Origin of the sequence: Mesorhizobium sp. KACC 23794, from assembly GCF_052180275.1 — a bacterium.
GTDB lineage: Bacteria > Pseudomonadota > Alphaproteobacteria > Rhizobiales > Rhizobiaceae > Kumtagia.
In genome coordinates this window covers 5,515,773-5,531,114 of record NZ_CP197465.1, presented here as the reverse complement: position 1 = coordinate 5,531,114, position 15,342 = coordinate 5,515,773, and the positions used below count along the sequence as shown (strand labels likewise).

Here is a 15,342-nt window from a genome sequence, read left to right as displayed (position 1 = left end):
TTCTCTCAATTTTTCAGCCTCGATTCGCTCTGAACGGAGCAGAGGCCTGCACGCTTTGCGCTGAGCGACGGCCCAATTCCGAACTCAAACCTACGATAGCGTCCCTTTAGATACTCGTCCTCGTCCTCGTCCACAAAATTCCGCGCGAGATGGTCGGCATATCCTTTTGAAGGATGGCCGGAATATCGGATCATGATGCGCATGTTGGCGAGGCCGGCATCAAGCTTCGCCGTCTCCTCCATCGCCCGGCCGTGCACCCATAGCAGCGAGCCGGGTGCCGGGCCGATGTCCTCGAACGTCACCGCACAGGTTCTAAGGTCAGCCGGGATTCGTTGGCGAACTGCTGCCGGAACATACCCTTGCGCTTCATAGGGCGGACCAGTCGAAAGACCATTGTTGCACACCTTTTTGACACACATCGGCGAGCGCAATGGCTTGAAAGGGTTTAACCAATTGATCCGGCCGGATGCTCAGATTGAATGGTGCCCAGGGGCGGAATCGAACCACCGACACGCGGATTTTCAATCCGCTGCTCTACCAACTGAGCTACCTGGGCATCTGTCCCTCGACCCGGATCAGATACCGGCCCGCAGGACCGCCGGGGCGAACCGGCGAAAGCGGCTGGGTTATAGCATGGGATTTCTGCCTGTCCAGCACCTGTGACGTTCAGAACCGAACTTAGCCGAATTTCCTGTTTCGGTTCCCGTCCGGGTAGCGAATGCATGGGTGTGGACGGTGCATTCCAGGTCGTCCGGGCGTCGTCAGCCGGCGTCTTTTTCGTCCTTGGGCCCGACGTCTTCATCCTCGTCCTCGCTTGCCCGGATGACGTAGGCGCCGGTGAGCCAGCGGTTGAGGTCGACGTTCTTGCAGCGCGTCGAGCAGAACGGATAGGTGTCGCGCGCCGATGGCCGGCTGCATTCGGGGCAGGCGCGTTTTGGCCTGAGCGGCGTGACTTTTCCGTCCAAGCTCATGCGCGGCGTCCCGCCAGCCAGTTGAAATGCACGTTGAAGCCGTCGGCAGTCAAAAGGCCAACGGTCTCGTAGAGCGGCAGGCCGACGACATTGGTGTAGGAGCCGACCATCTTGACCACGAAGCTTCCGGCGAGCCCCTGGACGGCATAGGCGCCGGCCTTGCCGCGCCATTCGCCGGAGGCGAGGTAGCTCTCCAGTTCCTCGCGCGAGAACCGCTTGAATCGAACGCGAGTCTCGACCAGGCGCTGGCGGATCTTGCCCGCCGGGGTGATCAGGCAGACGCCGGAATAGACGCGGTGCGCCCGCCCTGACAGAAGCTTGAGGCAGTTGGAGGCTTCCTCGGTGAGTTCCGCCTTGGGCAGGATGCGGCGCCCCACCGCCACCACCGTGTCGGCGGCGAGGATGAAGGCGTTCGCCAGATCCAGATCGTCCTTCAGCGCGCCATAGGCCTTTTCCGCCTTGGCGCGCGACAGGCGCTTGGCCAGCGAGCGCGGGTGCTCGGCGCGCTGCGGCGTCTCGTCGACATCGGCGGGGAAGACGCGGTCCGGCTCTATGCCGGCCTGCTGGAGCAACTCGATCCGGCGCGGCGAACCGGAGGCGAGCACGAGCTTCTGGAAAGTGCTCATCGCGGAGCCGAGCCAGCAGGTCCGGTCACTTGAAGCGGTAGGTGATGCGGCCCTTGGTGAGATCGTAGGGCGTCATTTCGACGAGGACCTTGTCGCCGGTCAGCACGCGGATGCGATTCTTGCGCATGCGGCCCGCCGTATGGGCGATAATTTCGTGTTCGTTTTCGAGTTTCACCCGGAACATGGCGTTCGGGAGCAGTTCGGTGACCATACCCGGAAACTCGAGGACTTCTTCCTTCGGCATTCGCTACCTTTGCTTGGATGGTTGGTGTCCGGAACTCTGGTCCGGAGAATTGCGCGGAACCTATATGATTATGGAGTCTTTGTGAACACGCATATTCCACGGTGAAAGGCCTATGTTTCACAGACCGAATCTGGCTGAAATCCGCGCCTTGAGCCGCTCACGGACGTCGCGGTAGGCGGCCATGATCTGGTCGCGTGTGCCGGTGGCGGTGGTCGGATCGGGCGTCGGCCAGTATTCGACGTCGACGGCCAGCGAGCGCGTCAGTTCAAGCGCTGCATGGTGCGCCTCGGGCGCAAGGGTCACGATCAGGTCGAAATAATCGTCCTCCAGATCGTCCAGCGTCTTGGAGCGGGGGCGCTCGGCGGGCAGGCCGTCTTCGGAGAGGATGGCGTCGACAAAGGGGTCGCGCTCACCGCGGCGGATGCCGGCGGAGGCAACATAGACCGTGCCTGGAAGCATGCGGCGCGCCTCGGCCTCGGCGATGGGAGAGCGCACGGCGTTCATGCGGCACATGAACAGGATGGACCGGGGGAGGGCGCTCAATCGTCGCCTAGCCCCGCCAATGCAGCACGCAGATCAGCGTGAAGACGCGCCGTGCCGTGTCGAAATCGATGTCGACCTTGCCGTTCAGCCGGTCCAGAAGCGTCTGCGAGCCCTCGTTGTGCAGGCCGCGCCGGCCCATGTCGATCGCTTCGATCTGGCTCGGCGTCGAGGAGCGGATCGCCTCGTAGTAGCTCTCGCAGATCATGTAATAGTCCTTGACGATGCGCCGGAACGGCGTCAGCGACAGGATGTGGGTGACGACGGGCTCGCCGCTTTCGCGCGCGATCGACAGGGCCAGCCGCGCATTCACCAGCGACAGTTTCAGCCGGTAGGGGCCGCTGCCGTCGTCGTTGACCGGCTGGAAACTGTTCTCCTCGATCAGGTCGAAGATCGCCACCGCCCGCTCGTGCTCGATGTCGGGCGTCGAGCGGCCGATCGATTCGTCGAGCTCGACGTCGATCAGCCTGGATGTCTGGCGGTCGCGTCCCGGGCCACCCATGATCCGCTCAACCGTTCAGCCGGATCGCCACGGACCGTCCGTGCGCCTCCAGCCCTTCAGCCTTCGCCAAAGCGATAGCGGCGGGCGCCAGCGCGCGCAACTGGTCGGGGCCGAGCTTCAGGATCGACGTGCGCTTCATGAAGTCGAGCACCGACAGGCCGGACGAGAATCGCGCCGAGCGCGCGGTCGGCAGAACATGGTTGGAGCCGCCGACATAGTCGCCGATGACTTCCGGCGTATGGCGGCCGAGGAACACCGCGCCGGCATTGGTCAGGCGGCCGAGGAATTGCTCCGCGCCGTCGAAGGCGAGCTCGACATGTTCGGCGGCGAGGCGGTCGGCAAGCGGCAGGGCGTCGTCGAGCGAGCCGACGAGTATCACCGCGCCGAAATCGCGCCAGCTCGCGGCGGCCGTTTGCGCACGCGGCAGGAGCTTTATCTGCCGCTCGACGGCACTCTCCACCGCCCTGCCGAAATCCGCGTCGTCGGTAATCAGGATCGACTGCGCCGCCGTGTCGTGCTCGGCCTGCGCCAGCAGATCGGCGGCGATCCAGTCCGGATCGTTGGCGCCGTCGGCCACCACCAGCACTTCCGAGGGGCCGGCGATCATGTCGATGCCGACCGTGCCGAACACCTGGCGCTTTGCGGCTGCGACATAGGCGTTGCCCGGGCCGACGATCTTTGCCACCGGGCGGATGGTTTTCGTGCCGTAGGCGAGCGCGGCCACTGCCTGCGCGCCCCCGATGCGGAAAATCTCGTGGACGCCGGCGAGGTCGGCGGCGACCAGCACCAGCGGATTGATCTCGCCGCCGGATGGCGGCACGACCATGACGATGCGTGGAACGCCGGCCACGATCGCCGGCAGCGCGTTCATCAGCACCGAACTGGGATAGGCGGCGGTGCCGCCGGGCACATAGAGGCCGACCGCCTCGATCGCTGTCCAGCGCGTACCGAGTTCGACGCCGATCGCATCGGTGTAGCGGTCGTCCTTCGGCTTCTGGCGACTGTGGTGGCCGAGGATGCGGTCACGCGCGAATCGCAGCGCCTCGACGATCGCAGGGTCCGCATCGGCGTATGCCCGCTCGATATCCTCCTTGCCGACCGCCAGCCCCGATGCGCGCAAATCCGCCCGGTCGAATTTCAGCGTGTAGTCGAACAGCGCCTCGTCGCCGCGCTCGCGGACGGCGGCGATGATGTCGCGCACGATGGCGTCCACGTCTGGCGATACCTCGCGCTTGGTCGTCAGGAAGCGGGCGAAGCGGTCCTCGAAATCGGTGTCGGAGGCGCGAAGGGTGATGGCCACGTGTGGTCCTCAGGCGCGGTGCTTCGGCCGCGACGAGGCTTCCCACGCGCCGCCGAGATCGGAGAGTCTGGCCTCGATGCATTCGACGTCGAGCCGCAAGGTGCCGCCGCCGGAAAACACCAGCTCGACCGCGCCGGCCGGCGCGTCAGCCGAAGAAAAGCGCATCGCCAGCAGCGACAGCGTCTCCAACGGCTTGTCGCGGGGCAGGCCCGCGGCCTTCGCGGAATTCACCCGCTCGAAATGCAAGATGCTGTTGCGCCGTTCGGGCTTGCCGGGGAACAGGCCGGTCTGGGTTTCCCAGGCAAAACGGTTCATCGGCACGACGAAACGGTGCTCGCGGGCCAAGTATTTGAGGTCGCCGACCCGCATGACGGCGTCCTGCACGTGCGCCGACACGATGTTCAGGTCTTCTTTGTCGAGGGCGACTAGCTTTAGCTGATCCATGGTCCATCGCTGCGGTTGCGGCCAGGTGTTGCCTAACTATGCGCTCTTGCCGGGGCACGCAACCGGCGGCCTGGCATCTGGCAGGGTTGATTTTTAGCCCTACAGGCATGGCGCATGCCTTCCCCGTTGCCACGCCCGCTTTCGCGTCTGGCCATTGTCGAGAGAATGCCCTCATTGACGAGGGGAGTTCGGGAAGCGGGGCGCGAGGCCGTGCCTCCTAATTTAAACAATACGTGGCGCGACCCCGGCCCTGCGTCTTCGCTACGGGCGTTCGTCATTCGAAAAGCCAAATCGTTGGCTTTTCGTCCGCTTCGTGGACCATTCCTCACCCCCGCCGGCGACTTTGGGCTCCATCCCGTCCTGCTTCGCGACAGCTCCGGCTCCGGCTTTCGCCTCGGCTGGCCGTGCTTAAGCGCGTCGTCCAGCGCACACCGCACGTAGTTGCGGAGGGAGGACCTTCGGACAAAGCCTCCCCGGCCATGCTGCTTCGTCGGCAACATGACGGAGGCGCCGGTCCCTCCCCACTAACGAACGACTCCGGAAGCGTTCCCGGCGGGAGAAACTGGCCAGGATTATAGCTGCGGTCTTTTGGGGTGGGGACATTTTCATGCCAAGTCGAATTTTCACGCAATTATAATTGTTTAATTTCAATCGTTTAGAGGAATATCCTCTGTTTTATTTCCCTCGCCCGTCCCCTTTTGCGCGCGTTCTTGCTGATGCCGGGTGGCGAGGCGGGTTCGATCGCTCGCCCGTCGTGGGTCCAACTCTTCAGAATCATCTTGAAAATCCGCCTCCGGCCCGCCATCTGGTGCGCCGAACCGCAGCACGGATGGACCACATGACGATCGAAACGACCGAGAAAAAGAGCTTCGAGGCCGACGTTTCACGGCTGCTGCACATGATGGTGCATTCGGTCTATTCCGACCGGGACGTCTTTCTGCGCGAATTGATCTCCAACGCGGCCGATGCCTGCGAAAAGCTGCGCTACGAGGCGATCACCCGGCCCGAACTGCTCGGCGACGATCCGAAGACGCGCATCGGCATCGCCGCCGATCCGGAAGCAAAGAAGCTTTCGGTCGAGGACAACGGCATCGGCATGAGCCGCGACGAGATGGCCGAGGCACTGGGCACCATCGCGCGTTCCGGCACGCGCGCCTTCATGGAACGTATTGAGGCCGCGAAGGACGGCGCGCAATTTGTCGGCCAGTTCGGCGTCGGCTTCTATTCGGCCTTCATGGTGGCCGACCGCGTCGACGTGATCACCCGGCAGGCCGGCAGCGGCGAAGCGTGGCGCTGGTCCTCGGACGGCAAGGGCGAATACGAGATCGGCCCGGCGTCGCTAGACGAGGCCCCGAAGCGCGGCACCCGGGTGGTGTTGCACCTGATGGACGACGCCAAAAACTACACCGAGCGCTACACGCTGGAACGGCTGGTGAAATCCCAGTCCGGCCACGTTCCCGTGCCGATCTCGGTGGTCGAGAAACCCGGCGAGGAGGCGAAGGAGATCGCCGACGGCACCGCGCTCTGGGTCAAGCCGAAGAGCGAGGTGAAACCGGAGGAATACACGGATTTCTACCGCAGCGTCGCCGGCCAGTATGACGAGCCGGCAGCCACGGTGCATTTCCGCGCCGAAGGGCGGCATGAATACAGCGTGCTGGCCTTCGTGCCGGGTTCGCGGCCGTTCGACCTGTTCGACCAGGACCGCAAGGGGCGGATGAAGCTCTACGTCAAGCGCGTGTTCATCACCGACGACGCCGACCTTTTGCCGCGCTACCTGCGCTTCGTGCGCGGCATCGTCGATTCGGCCGACCTGCCGCTCAACGTGTCGCGCGAGATGATCCAGGAAAGCCCGCTGCTGGCGGCGATCCGCAAGGGCGTCACCGGCCGCATCCTCGGCGACCTCGCCAAGCTGGCCGACAACGACGCGGATGCCTACGCAAAAATCTGGGAAAACTTTGGCGTGGTGCTCAAGGAGGGCATCTACGAGGATTACGAGCGCCGCGACGCGTTGCTGAAGCTGGCGCGGTTCAGGTCGACCTCGTCCGGCGATGCGTGGCGCAGCCTTGCCGACTATGTCGCCGCGATGAAGGAAGGCCAGAAGGCGATCTTCTTCATGACCGGCGACGACCGCGCGCGGCTGGAAGCCTCGCCGCAGCTTGAGGGGTTCAAGGCACGCGGCCTCGAAGTCTTGCTGTTGACCGATCCCGTCGACAGTTTCTGGGTGATGAATGCGCCGGAATTCGACGGAAAGCCGTTCAAGTCGGTGACGCAGGGCGGCAGCGAGCTTGCAGACATCCCGCTTCTGGACGAGGCAGCCAAGAGCGACACGCAGGCTGCGCCGGAAGTCGACAAGTTCCTGGCCTTCGTAAAGTCATCGCTCGGAGACGCTGTGTCCGATGTGAAGGCGTCCGAGCGGCTGACGCAAAGCGCCGTATGCCTCGTAGCGCCGGACAACGGCCCCGACCGGCAGTTCGAGCGGCTGATGAGCGCGGCCGGCCGGCTGGACGCCGCGGCAAAACCGATTCTCGAGATCAATCCACGCCACGACCGCATCGTGGCGCTGGCCAAGCTTGGCGACGGGGAGCAGGCTTTCCGGGAAGACGTCGCGCATCTGCTCTACGACGAGGCGCGGGTGCTGGACGGCGACAAGCCGACGGACGCAAAAGCGTTTTCCGAGCGGCTGGCGCGGCTGATAGAGCGTGGGCTGCCGGCGGGGTGAGCGACCTGCCAGAGGCGGCGTTTGTGGTGTTGGGGTGCGCCCTTCGAGGCTCGCCCGCGAAGGTTTGATGCCAAGATTGTCGCAGCTGTGCGGGCTCGCACCTTGTATTAGCGAGATTGTGTATTGTTTGGGTGTTCCGTGAAGGGGACGGTGCGGCCCGGGTGGCCACCCGGGCCGCACCGCCGGCCGTCGGATCGCTCGCACCCAAGCCTTGAGGGCTGTTCCTGAGCGCGATCGCGGCCGGCTCTTCATCGGACCCGGATGGTTGAATGAACCTTGGGTTCGCATCACAAGGCAGGGTCGAGGAAGATGGACAAGTCTAGCATGAAGGTGGCCGGCATCGATACCGGCAAGCAGAAGCTCGACGTGGCGCTGACCGGCGTCGAGGAGCAACTGGTGGTCGACAATGACGCGGCCGGGCATAAGCGGCTGTCGGGCTGGCTGCGCGGCCACGGGGCCGAGCGGGTGGGCATCGAGGCGTCGGGCGGCTACGAGAGCGCCGTCGTGGCGTTCTTGCGCGCGGCCGGCTTTACGGTCATCCGCTTCCAGCCGGCGCAGGTGCGCGCCTATGCCGGCTTCAAGCTGCAGCGGGCCAAGAACGACCGTATCGACGCGGCGCTGATCGCGGCCTGCGCGGCGGCGGTCGACACCGTGCATGCCGCGCCCGATCCCAGGCTGGAGCCGCTTGCCGAGCACCTTACCCTGATCGACCAGATCGGGGAGGACATCGCCCGCTTCAAGACCCGGCGCGAGGCCGTGCGCGACGCTCAGCGCCGCAGAAGGCTCGACCGCGAGATCGCCCGGCTCGTGGCCTGGCGCACGCTCGAACTCAAGCGGCTGGGCGGCATCCTGCGCGCCCATGCCGATCTCGCCCGCCGCCTCGAGCTGGTCATGAGCGTCGACGGCGTCGGCGAACCCACGGCAATCGCCTTCCTGGTGCGCGCCCCCGAACTCGGCCAGATCGACCGCGAGGCCGCCGCCGCCATTGTCGGCTTCGCTCCCTATGACGACGACAGCGGCGGCCGCCACGGACAGCGCCATGTCGCCGGCGGACGCAAGCGCCTGGCCAGGAGCGTCTATGCCGCCGCCCTGCCCGCCGCCTTCCGCTGGAACGCCGAGCTCATCGCCTTCTACAAACGCCTCGTCGCCAACGGCAAACCCCACAGGGTCGCCCTCGTCGCCTGCGCAAGGAAGCTCGTCATCTTCGTCAACACCGTCCTCGCAAGGGGAACACCATGGGTCGCAAAACAAGCCAGCACTTAATGGTTGCTCAGGATGAGGGAGGTCGTGCCAGTTGCGCTAATCGTCACTGTATGCGTTCTGGCAATGCTCAGGAATGAGTTAATGCTCGGGCACGGCCATTTCGCTGGTAATGCCGAGTGTCGCTCGTTGTCTGAACGCCGAGACGCTGCTCAGAAATGGGTTGAGTTTTTGGCGATTGGCGATGCAGGCACGACCTTCCTCATCCTGAGGTGCGAGCCCGCAAGGCACTGAAAAATAGATCATAACCGTCAGTGGGCGAGCCTCGAAGGACGCACCCAATCGCGCCCGGCGGACCGCGCCTTACGAAGAGAGCCGCTCGATCACCGCGCCGCAGCCGGACAGCTTCTCCTCCAGCCGTTCGAAACCGCGGTCGAGGTGGTAGACGCGGTTGACGATGGTTTCGCCTTCGGCGGCGAGGCCGGCTATGACCAGCGAGACCGAGGCGCGCAGGTCGGTCGCCATGACCGGTGCGCCCTTCAGCATGTCGACGCCCTCGACGGTGGCCGTCTGGCCGGACAGCGAGATGTGGGCGCCGAGACGGGCCAGTTCCTGCACATGCATGAAGCGGTTCTCGAAGATCGTCTCGGTGATGCGCGAGCGTCCCTTGGCCATGGTCATCAGGCCCATGAACTGCGCCTGCAGGTCGGTCGGGAAGCCGGGGAAGGGTTCCGTGGTCACGTCGACCGGGTGGATGCCGTGGCCGTTGCGCTTGACGCGGATGCCGGAATTGGTCGGCGTGATCTCGGCGCCGGTCTGGGAGATGACGTCGAGCGCGGTCTGCAGCAGGTCGGGCCGCGCATTCTCCAGGAGCACGTCGCCGCCGGCCATGGCCACCGCCATCGCATAGGTGCCGGTCTCGATGCGGTCCGGGATGACCTTCTGGCGGGCGCCCGACAGCATCTCGACGCCGTCGATGGTAATCGTCTGGGTTCCCGCCCCATAGATCTTTGCGCCCATGGCGTTAAGGCAGTCGGCGAGGTTGACGACCTCCGGCTCGCGCGCCGCGTTTTCCAGCACGGTCTCGCCGCGCGCTAGGGTGGCGGCCATCATCAGCACATGAGTGGCGCCGACCGAGACCTTCGGGAAGACAAAGCGGTTGCCCTTGAGCCGGTTCTTCGCCTTGGCGATGACATAGCCGCTCTCGACGTCGATTTTTGCGCCGAGCGCGGCCAGCCCTTCGAGGAAGAGGTCGACGGGGCGCGTGCCGATGGCGCAGCCGCCGGGCAGCGACACTTTCGCCTCGCCCATGCGCGTCAAGAGCGGGCCGATGACCCAGAAGCTTGCCCGCATCTTCGAGACGAGCTCGTAGGGCGCCGTGGTGTCGACGATGTTGCGCGCCGTGAAGCTGATGGTGCGCGAATAGCCTTCCTGCTGCTTCTCGCGCCGGCCGTTGACCGAATAGTCGACGCCGTGGTTGCCGAGGATGCGTATGAGTTGTTCCACGTCCGCAAGGTGCGGGACGTTTTCCAGCGTCAGCGTGTCGTCGGTGAGCAGCGAGGCGATCATCAGCGGCAGGGCCGCGTTCTTGGCGCCGGAGATCGGGATGCGCCCTTTGAGTTCGTTGCCCCCGACCAGTCTGATGCGGTCCATGAAGATCACTTTCCCGGCGAATCACCCGGATTTCGTAGAGTTGCTCAAAGCGCACGATGTAGACGATAGGCGTGCGCGGTTCAAGAAATGCGCCGTTTGGGCGAATGCTCGGGTTGCCGCAAGGATATGCATATCGGCGCGGCGTCCCGGCTCATTCCTCCGGTGTCGGTTCCGGCTTGGCGCTTGCCTCGCCCTCCGCCGGCTTGCCGTCATTGCCGTCGCGCGATCGCGCCTGCGCCTTGCGGCGCAGGAGGTTGGCGCGCAATTCCTGGGCGAGGCGGGCCGAGCGGCGCGCTTTGCCCGTCGTCTTGTCCTGTATTTCGTCCGCCATGGTCGATTCCGGCAGGATGGATTGGTCTCGCGATGTCCCTAGCATTTCCGGGATCGACAAAGGCTGGAAAAATGCGGCTTGCCCATGGCGCTGCACAGGCAGGACAAAGGCATTCACAGACGCTTGCGCTTGCCGGCACCATGTGGCAGAAGGCGCCGCATTCGAATAGCTGCCGTAGCTCAGTGGTAGAGCACTCCCTTGGTAAGGGAGAGGTCGAGAGTTCAATCCTCTCTGGCAGCACCATTCCATCCCGTTGAAATCGTTGAACCCCTTGCGAACTAAGGCCTTCTGCCCATATTGATGTTACAAAAGCTGTAACAAAATGGGTGGCCTGATGGCCGGCAAGGTGCGCAATTTGCTCAATCGAGACGGTCGGTATTTCGCCCGGCTGGTCATCCCGAAAGAGCTTCGGCCGTTCATGGACGGCAAAACGGAACTCCGAACACCCCTTGGCGCGGACTATCGCACGGCCTTGAAGGTGCTGCCGGGTGCCGTCGCCGCCCTGCAGCATAATATCGCACTCGGCGAGCGCCGCGCTGTCGAGGCCGGCGAGCGCAAGGTGACGGTCGGACGCTATCCGCTCGCACCGGACCAAATCGCCCTGCGCAGCTATCAGGACCGCCTCGCGCAGGACGAGGTAGCCCGCAATACGGCACCGGCATGGGCGTCCATGTATATCGATGACAGTTTGGTTGCGCAGCTTCGTCGCGGTATCGCCGGCCAGCTTCATGACGATGAACTCGCCGAACTGGTCGAGCACCGGATTCAACGATTTCGGGAGATCGGCAACACCACGGCGGAGCATGGCACCGACGAATGGCGAATGCTGGCCCGCGCCCTTTGCGTTTCGGAATACGAGGCGTTGGCCCGTGTCGCGGAACGCAATGAAGGCGACTTCACCGGCCAACCCGCACACCCAATCATTACCAATGCGACTCTCCCGGCAGATGAACTGCCGCCCGTATCGCTGACCGGCTTGCTCGCCGACTACATCGCCGCAAAGAGGCGGGTCGGGAAGGGTAGGGGCGCTGAAAAGCGGTGGGCACCTGTCTTCGTCGACCTGAAAAAGTTCATCAAGCACGATGACGCTCGCCGCCTTACCGATGACAACCTCATTGCCTGGCGCGATGAGCGCATGAAGACCCTGTCCGCCAAGACGGTCGCGGACGTTTACCTCGCATCGGTCCGCACTGTCCTATCGTGGGCGGTTGCAAACAAGCGGCTAGCAACCAACGTCGCGAAGGATGTCCGGCAGGAAAAGGCAAAGAAAGTCCGCACGCGGGAACAGGGTTTCACCCTGCCGGAAGCCATCATGGTCCTTCGGGCCGCGCGCGACTACCAGCCAAAGATCACAGACAATCCAGCGAACAATGAGTTGCCGCAGACAACAGCCGCAAAGCGATGGGCACCGATCTTGTGCGCCTTTAGCGGCGCTCGGATCACTGAAATCACACAGCTTCGCAAGGAAGACATCCGCAGGGAAGGCGACACCTACGTTATGCGCGTGACCGCCGATGCCGGCACCGTGAAGGCCGGCGGCTACCGCGACGTGCCGATGCACCAGCAGCTGATCGATCTGGGCTTGCTGGATTTTGTGAACGCATCAGCGGCTGGTCCGCTGTTCTATCGGGCAGGGAAGGGCCGTGACAGCGTGAAGGCATCTCGGACGGTGTCTGGCCGCGTGAGCGACTGGCTTCGATCGCTCGGCGTCATCCCGGAGGGAGTGCAGCCGAACCACGGATGGCGGCACCGCTTCAAGACGCTGGCGACCGAAATCGGCATTGCCGATAGGGTCGCGGACGCCATTCAGGGACATGCGGGAAGGACGGCGGGCGACAACTACGGCGACGTGACGATTGCCGCGCGCAAAAAGGCGATCAACCGGATGCCGACCTATGATCTCTCGTCGCCTTCATGATCCGAAACCAGGCTGCGCTACACTCCGGTTGGCAATTGTTCGCCGGCCGCGACCACCAATGGGTTTCAACCATTGTGAAAAACGCCTCCAGAAGGAGTTTCGGGCAGCGGTCTGGTGGCGGCGGGGCGAACGGGCGCCATATCGAGGGCCAACTTTACTGCGCGCTCTGCAATTCGCACTGATCTTGCGTGCACCCATTCTTGACAGGCGCGTCCACGACTTGTCGCTCAGGAGCTACGAACTCTAGACGATCGCAACAGAGTCCTGTTGACGACGCCCCCAGCCAAGCGCAACGCTAGGGCCGTTGGGGGATGGGCTGGTGCTGCGCCGTCTGGTTTTTGCGATAATTGCTGCGTTGCCGGCCTTTGTCGGGACGACGGGCTTTGCCCAGGAGGCGCCGAGCGCTTCCGGAACAGGTTTCTACATCAATGTTGACGGCTGGCTGGTAACGAACGCGCACGTCGTCGAGGGATGCGCACGGGTCGGCGTGGCTGGCCGCGGCGATGCTGTCGAATGGAAAGCGGATAGGCAGAACGACCTTGCGGTCGTTCACAGCGTTGGCCCTTCCGTGTCCATTGTGCCGCTGCGTCGCGCGCCGGCGCGGTTGGGCGAAGACATCGCTGCCTTGGGATTTCCACTGTCCACTGTGCTTTCGAGTTCGATCAAGATCACGACCGGCAACATCAATGCGTTGCTCGGCATCGCAGACGATTCGCGCTTCCTGCAGGTGTCGGCGCCCGTGCAACCCGGCAATTCCGGCGGACCGCTTGTCGATCGTGCCGGGGCGCTGGTCGGCGTGGTCAGTGGAGTTCTCAACTCGCCGTCCGGTGCTGAGGGCTCCCCTGCCCCGCAGAACGTCAATTTTGCGATCCGGTCCAGCGTCCTCGAACTGTTTCTGCAAAGCCGGGGCATTGCGTTCGAAACCGTTGATGTAGTCGGACAGCCGCTTGCCACCGCTGATCTCGCCGACAAGGTCGCGCCTGCAGTGGTTCAGGTGCTCTGCTACGGCGCACCCACAATGCCGCCTACGGCTGCAGCAATGCCTGACCAGTCGGCAACTCCGGGCGCGGCCCAAACCGATGTGACAGCAGCGAAGAACTTCGTCGCTGCATATCATGCAGCCTGGTCAAACCCCAACAACGCTGCCCTTGCTTACATGGCGATGGCGTATGGCGACAGCGTCAACTTCTACGGCAAAGCGGTCCCCGTTGCCGATGTCCTCGCTGAGAAGCGGAAGTTCGCGGCGCGCTGGCCGATGCGCTACTATGCGATTCAGCCCGACACGCTCATGGCTGCCTGTCAGGCGTCCATCTGTTCGGTTTCAGGTGTCGTAGATTGGTTCGCGAAGAGCCCTTCTCGAAATCGGTCGGCTCGAGGAGTTGCGACGTTTGACCTGACGGTCGACATCGGCCGTTCTGTCATCCTCAGTGAGACGGGACGTGTCCGCAAGGGCGCGAAGCCCGCGGTTGAGCCTTTGTTGGCCCGCTGGTGGGATTTGAACACTGCGTGCCGCGGTGGAAGCGGGAATGAGGCAGCCACATACTATGCTTGCGCAGCGAGGGGAACATTTGAAGCTGCCCTGGCTGCGGCAGACTGGTGCTATGGCCGGATAGGTGAGTATGGCTACCAGAACGAATGGCACGTTTGTGGACCAAACTCAGTGAAGCCGGGACAATAGGAGCGAACGGGTGATTGTCTGGCTACGATTGGCTTCCGTGATCTACGCGCTCCTTTGCGGCGCCGCTGCCGTCGCCCATGCAGATGATCTACCTACTGGTTCGGGGACGGGATTCTTCATCAATGCCGATGGATGGCTTGTCACCAACGCCCATGTGATCGAGGGCTGCACGCGGGTGGTTGTTGCCGGCCGTGGTGATGCCGCCGAATGGAAATCGGATATTCTGAACGATCTGGCGATTGTCCGAAGCGCTGGCTCCCAAGTGGCGCCTATTCCATTGCGCCGTGCACCGCCTCGTCTCGGAGAGGACGTTGCCACACTCGGCTATCCCCTGACCCAAGTGCTTTCCAATTCAGTCAAGATCACCACCGGAAATGTGAATTCGCTGCTGGGGTTGGCCGACGACACGCGGTATCTCCAAATCTCGACTCCGGTGCAGCCCGGCAATTCAGGCGGGCCGCTGGTTGATAAGGCGGGCTCTCTTCTTGGTGTGACGAGCGCGGTGCTGAAGTCCAGCGCGACGGGGGACGCATCGGTCACGCCACAGAACGTCAACTTCGCCATTCGAGCGAGCGTAGTGGAACTCTTTCTGCAAAGCCGGAGCATACCTTTCCAGACTGCCGAAACTGCCGGCGCGCCGCTCGCAACGGCTGACCTCGCTGACAAGGTATCGCCATCAGTTGTTCAACTGCTGTGCTACGGCGCCAAGCTGGAACCTACTGTCGCTGCGGCCCCACCCGAACCAAGCACGCCGGCCGCTATTGTGCCGTTTCGACCATTTCGGCACTTCGACAACCAGGACGTCATCGGCTTCGACTACGCTACGTTGCGGCGCGTTTCACGGGACGAGTGCGTCGCCGCATGCCGGGACGACATGCGGTGCCAGGCGGTCACTTACCACAAGGCAGCGCGCTTCTGCTTCCTTAAGAACGATGCCGTCCTGACCGTCTGGAATCGCGATGCGGTCGGGGTCATCTCGGCCGGGCTCGTCTCCACCGTCCTTCAGACCTCGTTCTCAGTCTCCTCGGGGATGGACCAACCGGGCGGCGACTATCTGCATTTGACCCAATCCTCGTTTGTGGGGTGCTTCCTCGCGTGCGGGAAGGACGATCGTTGCCGATCCTTCGCCTACGTTCGCAAAAGCAATTCGTGCTGGTTGAAGGACGGCATCGGAGGCAGGGTCAAGCGTGCAGGCGTCGATCTCGGTATCAAGTAG

Annotated in this window: 15 protein-coding genes and 2 tRNA genes; 6 read left to right on the top strand and 11 right to left on the bottom strand. The window is 63.7% G+C overall.

Features of this window, described 5'->3' with window-relative positions:
• Positions 1–5: 5 nt before the first annotated feature.
• The 9 genes from ACSBOB_RS27050 to ACSBOB_RS27010 form a co-directional block, all read right to left on the bottom strand.
• A complete protein-coding gene (locus ACSBOB_RS27050) occupies positions 6–302 on the bottom strand; it encodes a hypothetical protein (RefSeq protein WP_442579139.1) in 297 nt (98 codons plus the stop codon).
• A 178-nt stretch (positions 303–480) separates the two neighbouring features.
• Positions 481–556, bottom strand: a tRNA-Phe gene (locus ACSBOB_RS27045).
• A gap of 205 nt (positions 557–761) precedes the next feature.
• Complete coding sequence (yacG, locus tag ACSBOB_RS27040) at positions 762–971, bottom strand: DNA gyrase inhibitor YacG (RefSeq protein WP_442579138.1); 210 nt, start codon at positions 969–971, stop codon at positions 762–764.
• Positions 968–1,597, bottom strand: coding sequence for a Maf-like protein (locus tag ACSBOB_RS27035; protein WP_442579137.1), 630 nt, complete (start codon positions 1,595–1,597; stop codon positions 968–970). The genes yacG and ACSBOB_RS27035 overlap by 4 nt, the downstream gene beginning before the upstream one ends.
• A gap of 25 nt (positions 1,598–1,622) precedes the next feature.
• Complete coding sequence (gene infA / locus ACSBOB_RS27030; RefSeq protein WP_308060069.1) at positions 1,623–1,841, bottom strand: translation initiation factor IF-1; 219 nt, start codon at positions 1,839–1,841, stop codon at positions 1,623–1,625.
• Positions 1,842–1,958: 117 nt separating this feature from the next.
• Positions 1,959–2,345, bottom strand: coding sequence for an arsenate reductase/protein-tyrosine-phosphatase family protein (locus ACSBOB_RS27025; protein ID WP_442583839.1), 387 nt, complete (start codon positions 2,343–2,345; stop codon positions 1,959–1,961).
• A gap of 46 nt (positions 2,346–2,391) precedes the next feature.
• Complete coding sequence (locus tag ACSBOB_RS27020; protein WP_442579136.1) at positions 2,392–2,883, bottom strand: UPF0262 family protein; 492 nt, start codon at positions 2,881–2,883, stop codon at positions 2,392–2,394.
• A 7-nt stretch (positions 2,884–2,890) separates the two neighbouring features.
• Positions 2,891–4,183, bottom strand: a complete 1,293-nt coding sequence (gene hisD / locus ACSBOB_RS27015; RefSeq protein WP_442579135.1) for a histidinol dehydrogenase — start codon at positions 4,181–4,183, stop codon at positions 2,891–2,893.
• A gap of 9 nt (positions 4,184–4,192) precedes the next feature.
• A complete protein-coding gene (locus ACSBOB_RS27010) occupies positions 4,193–4,627 on the bottom strand; it encodes a DUF2948 family protein (RefSeq protein WP_442579134.1) in 435 nt (144 codons plus the stop codon).
• Between the two features lie 838 nt (positions 4,628–5,465).
• On the opposite strand from ACSBOB_RS27010, the gene htpG reads away from it, so the two are divergent.
• Both htpG and ACSBOB_RS27000 read left to right on the top strand, forming a co-directional pair.
• The gene (gene htpG / locus ACSBOB_RS27005) at positions 5,466–7,346 is read left to right on the top strand and encodes a molecular chaperone HtpG (RefSeq protein WP_442579133.1); all 1,881 of its coding nucleotides are present in this window, start codon (positions 5,466–5,468) and stop codon (positions 7,344–7,346) included.
• Positions 7,347–7,655: 309 nt separating this feature from the next.
• Positions 7,656–8,609: an IS110 family transposase gene (locus ACSBOB_RS27000; RefSeq protein WP_442579132.1), complete on the top strand. Its 954-nt coding sequence runs from the start codon at positions 7,656–7,658 to the stop codon at positions 8,607–8,609.
• Between the two features lie 300 nt (positions 8,610–8,909).
• Here the strand turns inward: ACSBOB_RS27000 and murA are convergent, their stop codons facing one another.
• Together murA and ACSBOB_RS26990 are read right to left on the bottom strand one after the other, a co-directional pair.
• On the bottom strand, positions 8,910–10,199 hold the full coding sequence (gene murA / locus ACSBOB_RS26995) for a UDP-N-acetylglucosamine 1-carboxyvinyltransferase (protein WP_442579131.1): 1,290 nt from the start codon (positions 10,197–10,199) through the stop codon (positions 8,910–8,912).
• 151 nt (positions 10,200–10,350) lie between these two features.
• The gene (locus ACSBOB_RS26990) at positions 10,351–10,530 is read right to left on the bottom strand and encodes a hypothetical protein (protein ID WP_442579130.1); all 180 of its coding nucleotides are present in this window, start codon (positions 10,528–10,530) and stop codon (positions 10,351–10,353) included.
• A gap of 168 nt (positions 10,531–10,698) precedes the next feature.
• On the opposite strand from ACSBOB_RS26990, the gene ACSBOB_RS26985 reads away from it, so the two are divergent.
• The 4 genes from ACSBOB_RS26985 to ACSBOB_RS26970 all read left to right on the top strand — a co-directional run bounded on the left by ACSBOB_RS26985 (position 10,699) and on the right by ACSBOB_RS26970 (position 15,342).
• Positions 10,699–10,773, top strand: a tRNA-Thr gene (locus ACSBOB_RS26985).
• Between the two features lie 91 nt (positions 10,774–10,864).
• Positions 10,865–12,448 carry a hypothetical protein gene (locus ACSBOB_RS26980; RefSeq protein ID WP_442579129.1) on the top strand — a complete coding sequence of 528 codons (1,584 nt, stop codon included), beginning with the start codon at positions 10,865–10,867 and terminating at the stop codon, positions 12,446–12,448.
• Between the two features lie 319 nt (positions 12,449–12,767).
• A complete protein-coding gene (locus ACSBOB_RS26975; protein WP_442579128.1) occupies positions 12,768–14,126 on the top strand; it encodes a S1C family serine protease in 1,359 nt (452 codons plus the stop codon).
• Between the two features lie 37 nt (positions 14,127–14,163).
• On the top strand, positions 14,164–15,342 hold the full coding sequence (locus ACSBOB_RS26970; RefSeq protein ID WP_442579127.1) for a trypsin-like peptidase domain-containing protein: 1,179 nt from the start codon (positions 14,164–14,166) through the stop codon (positions 15,340–15,342).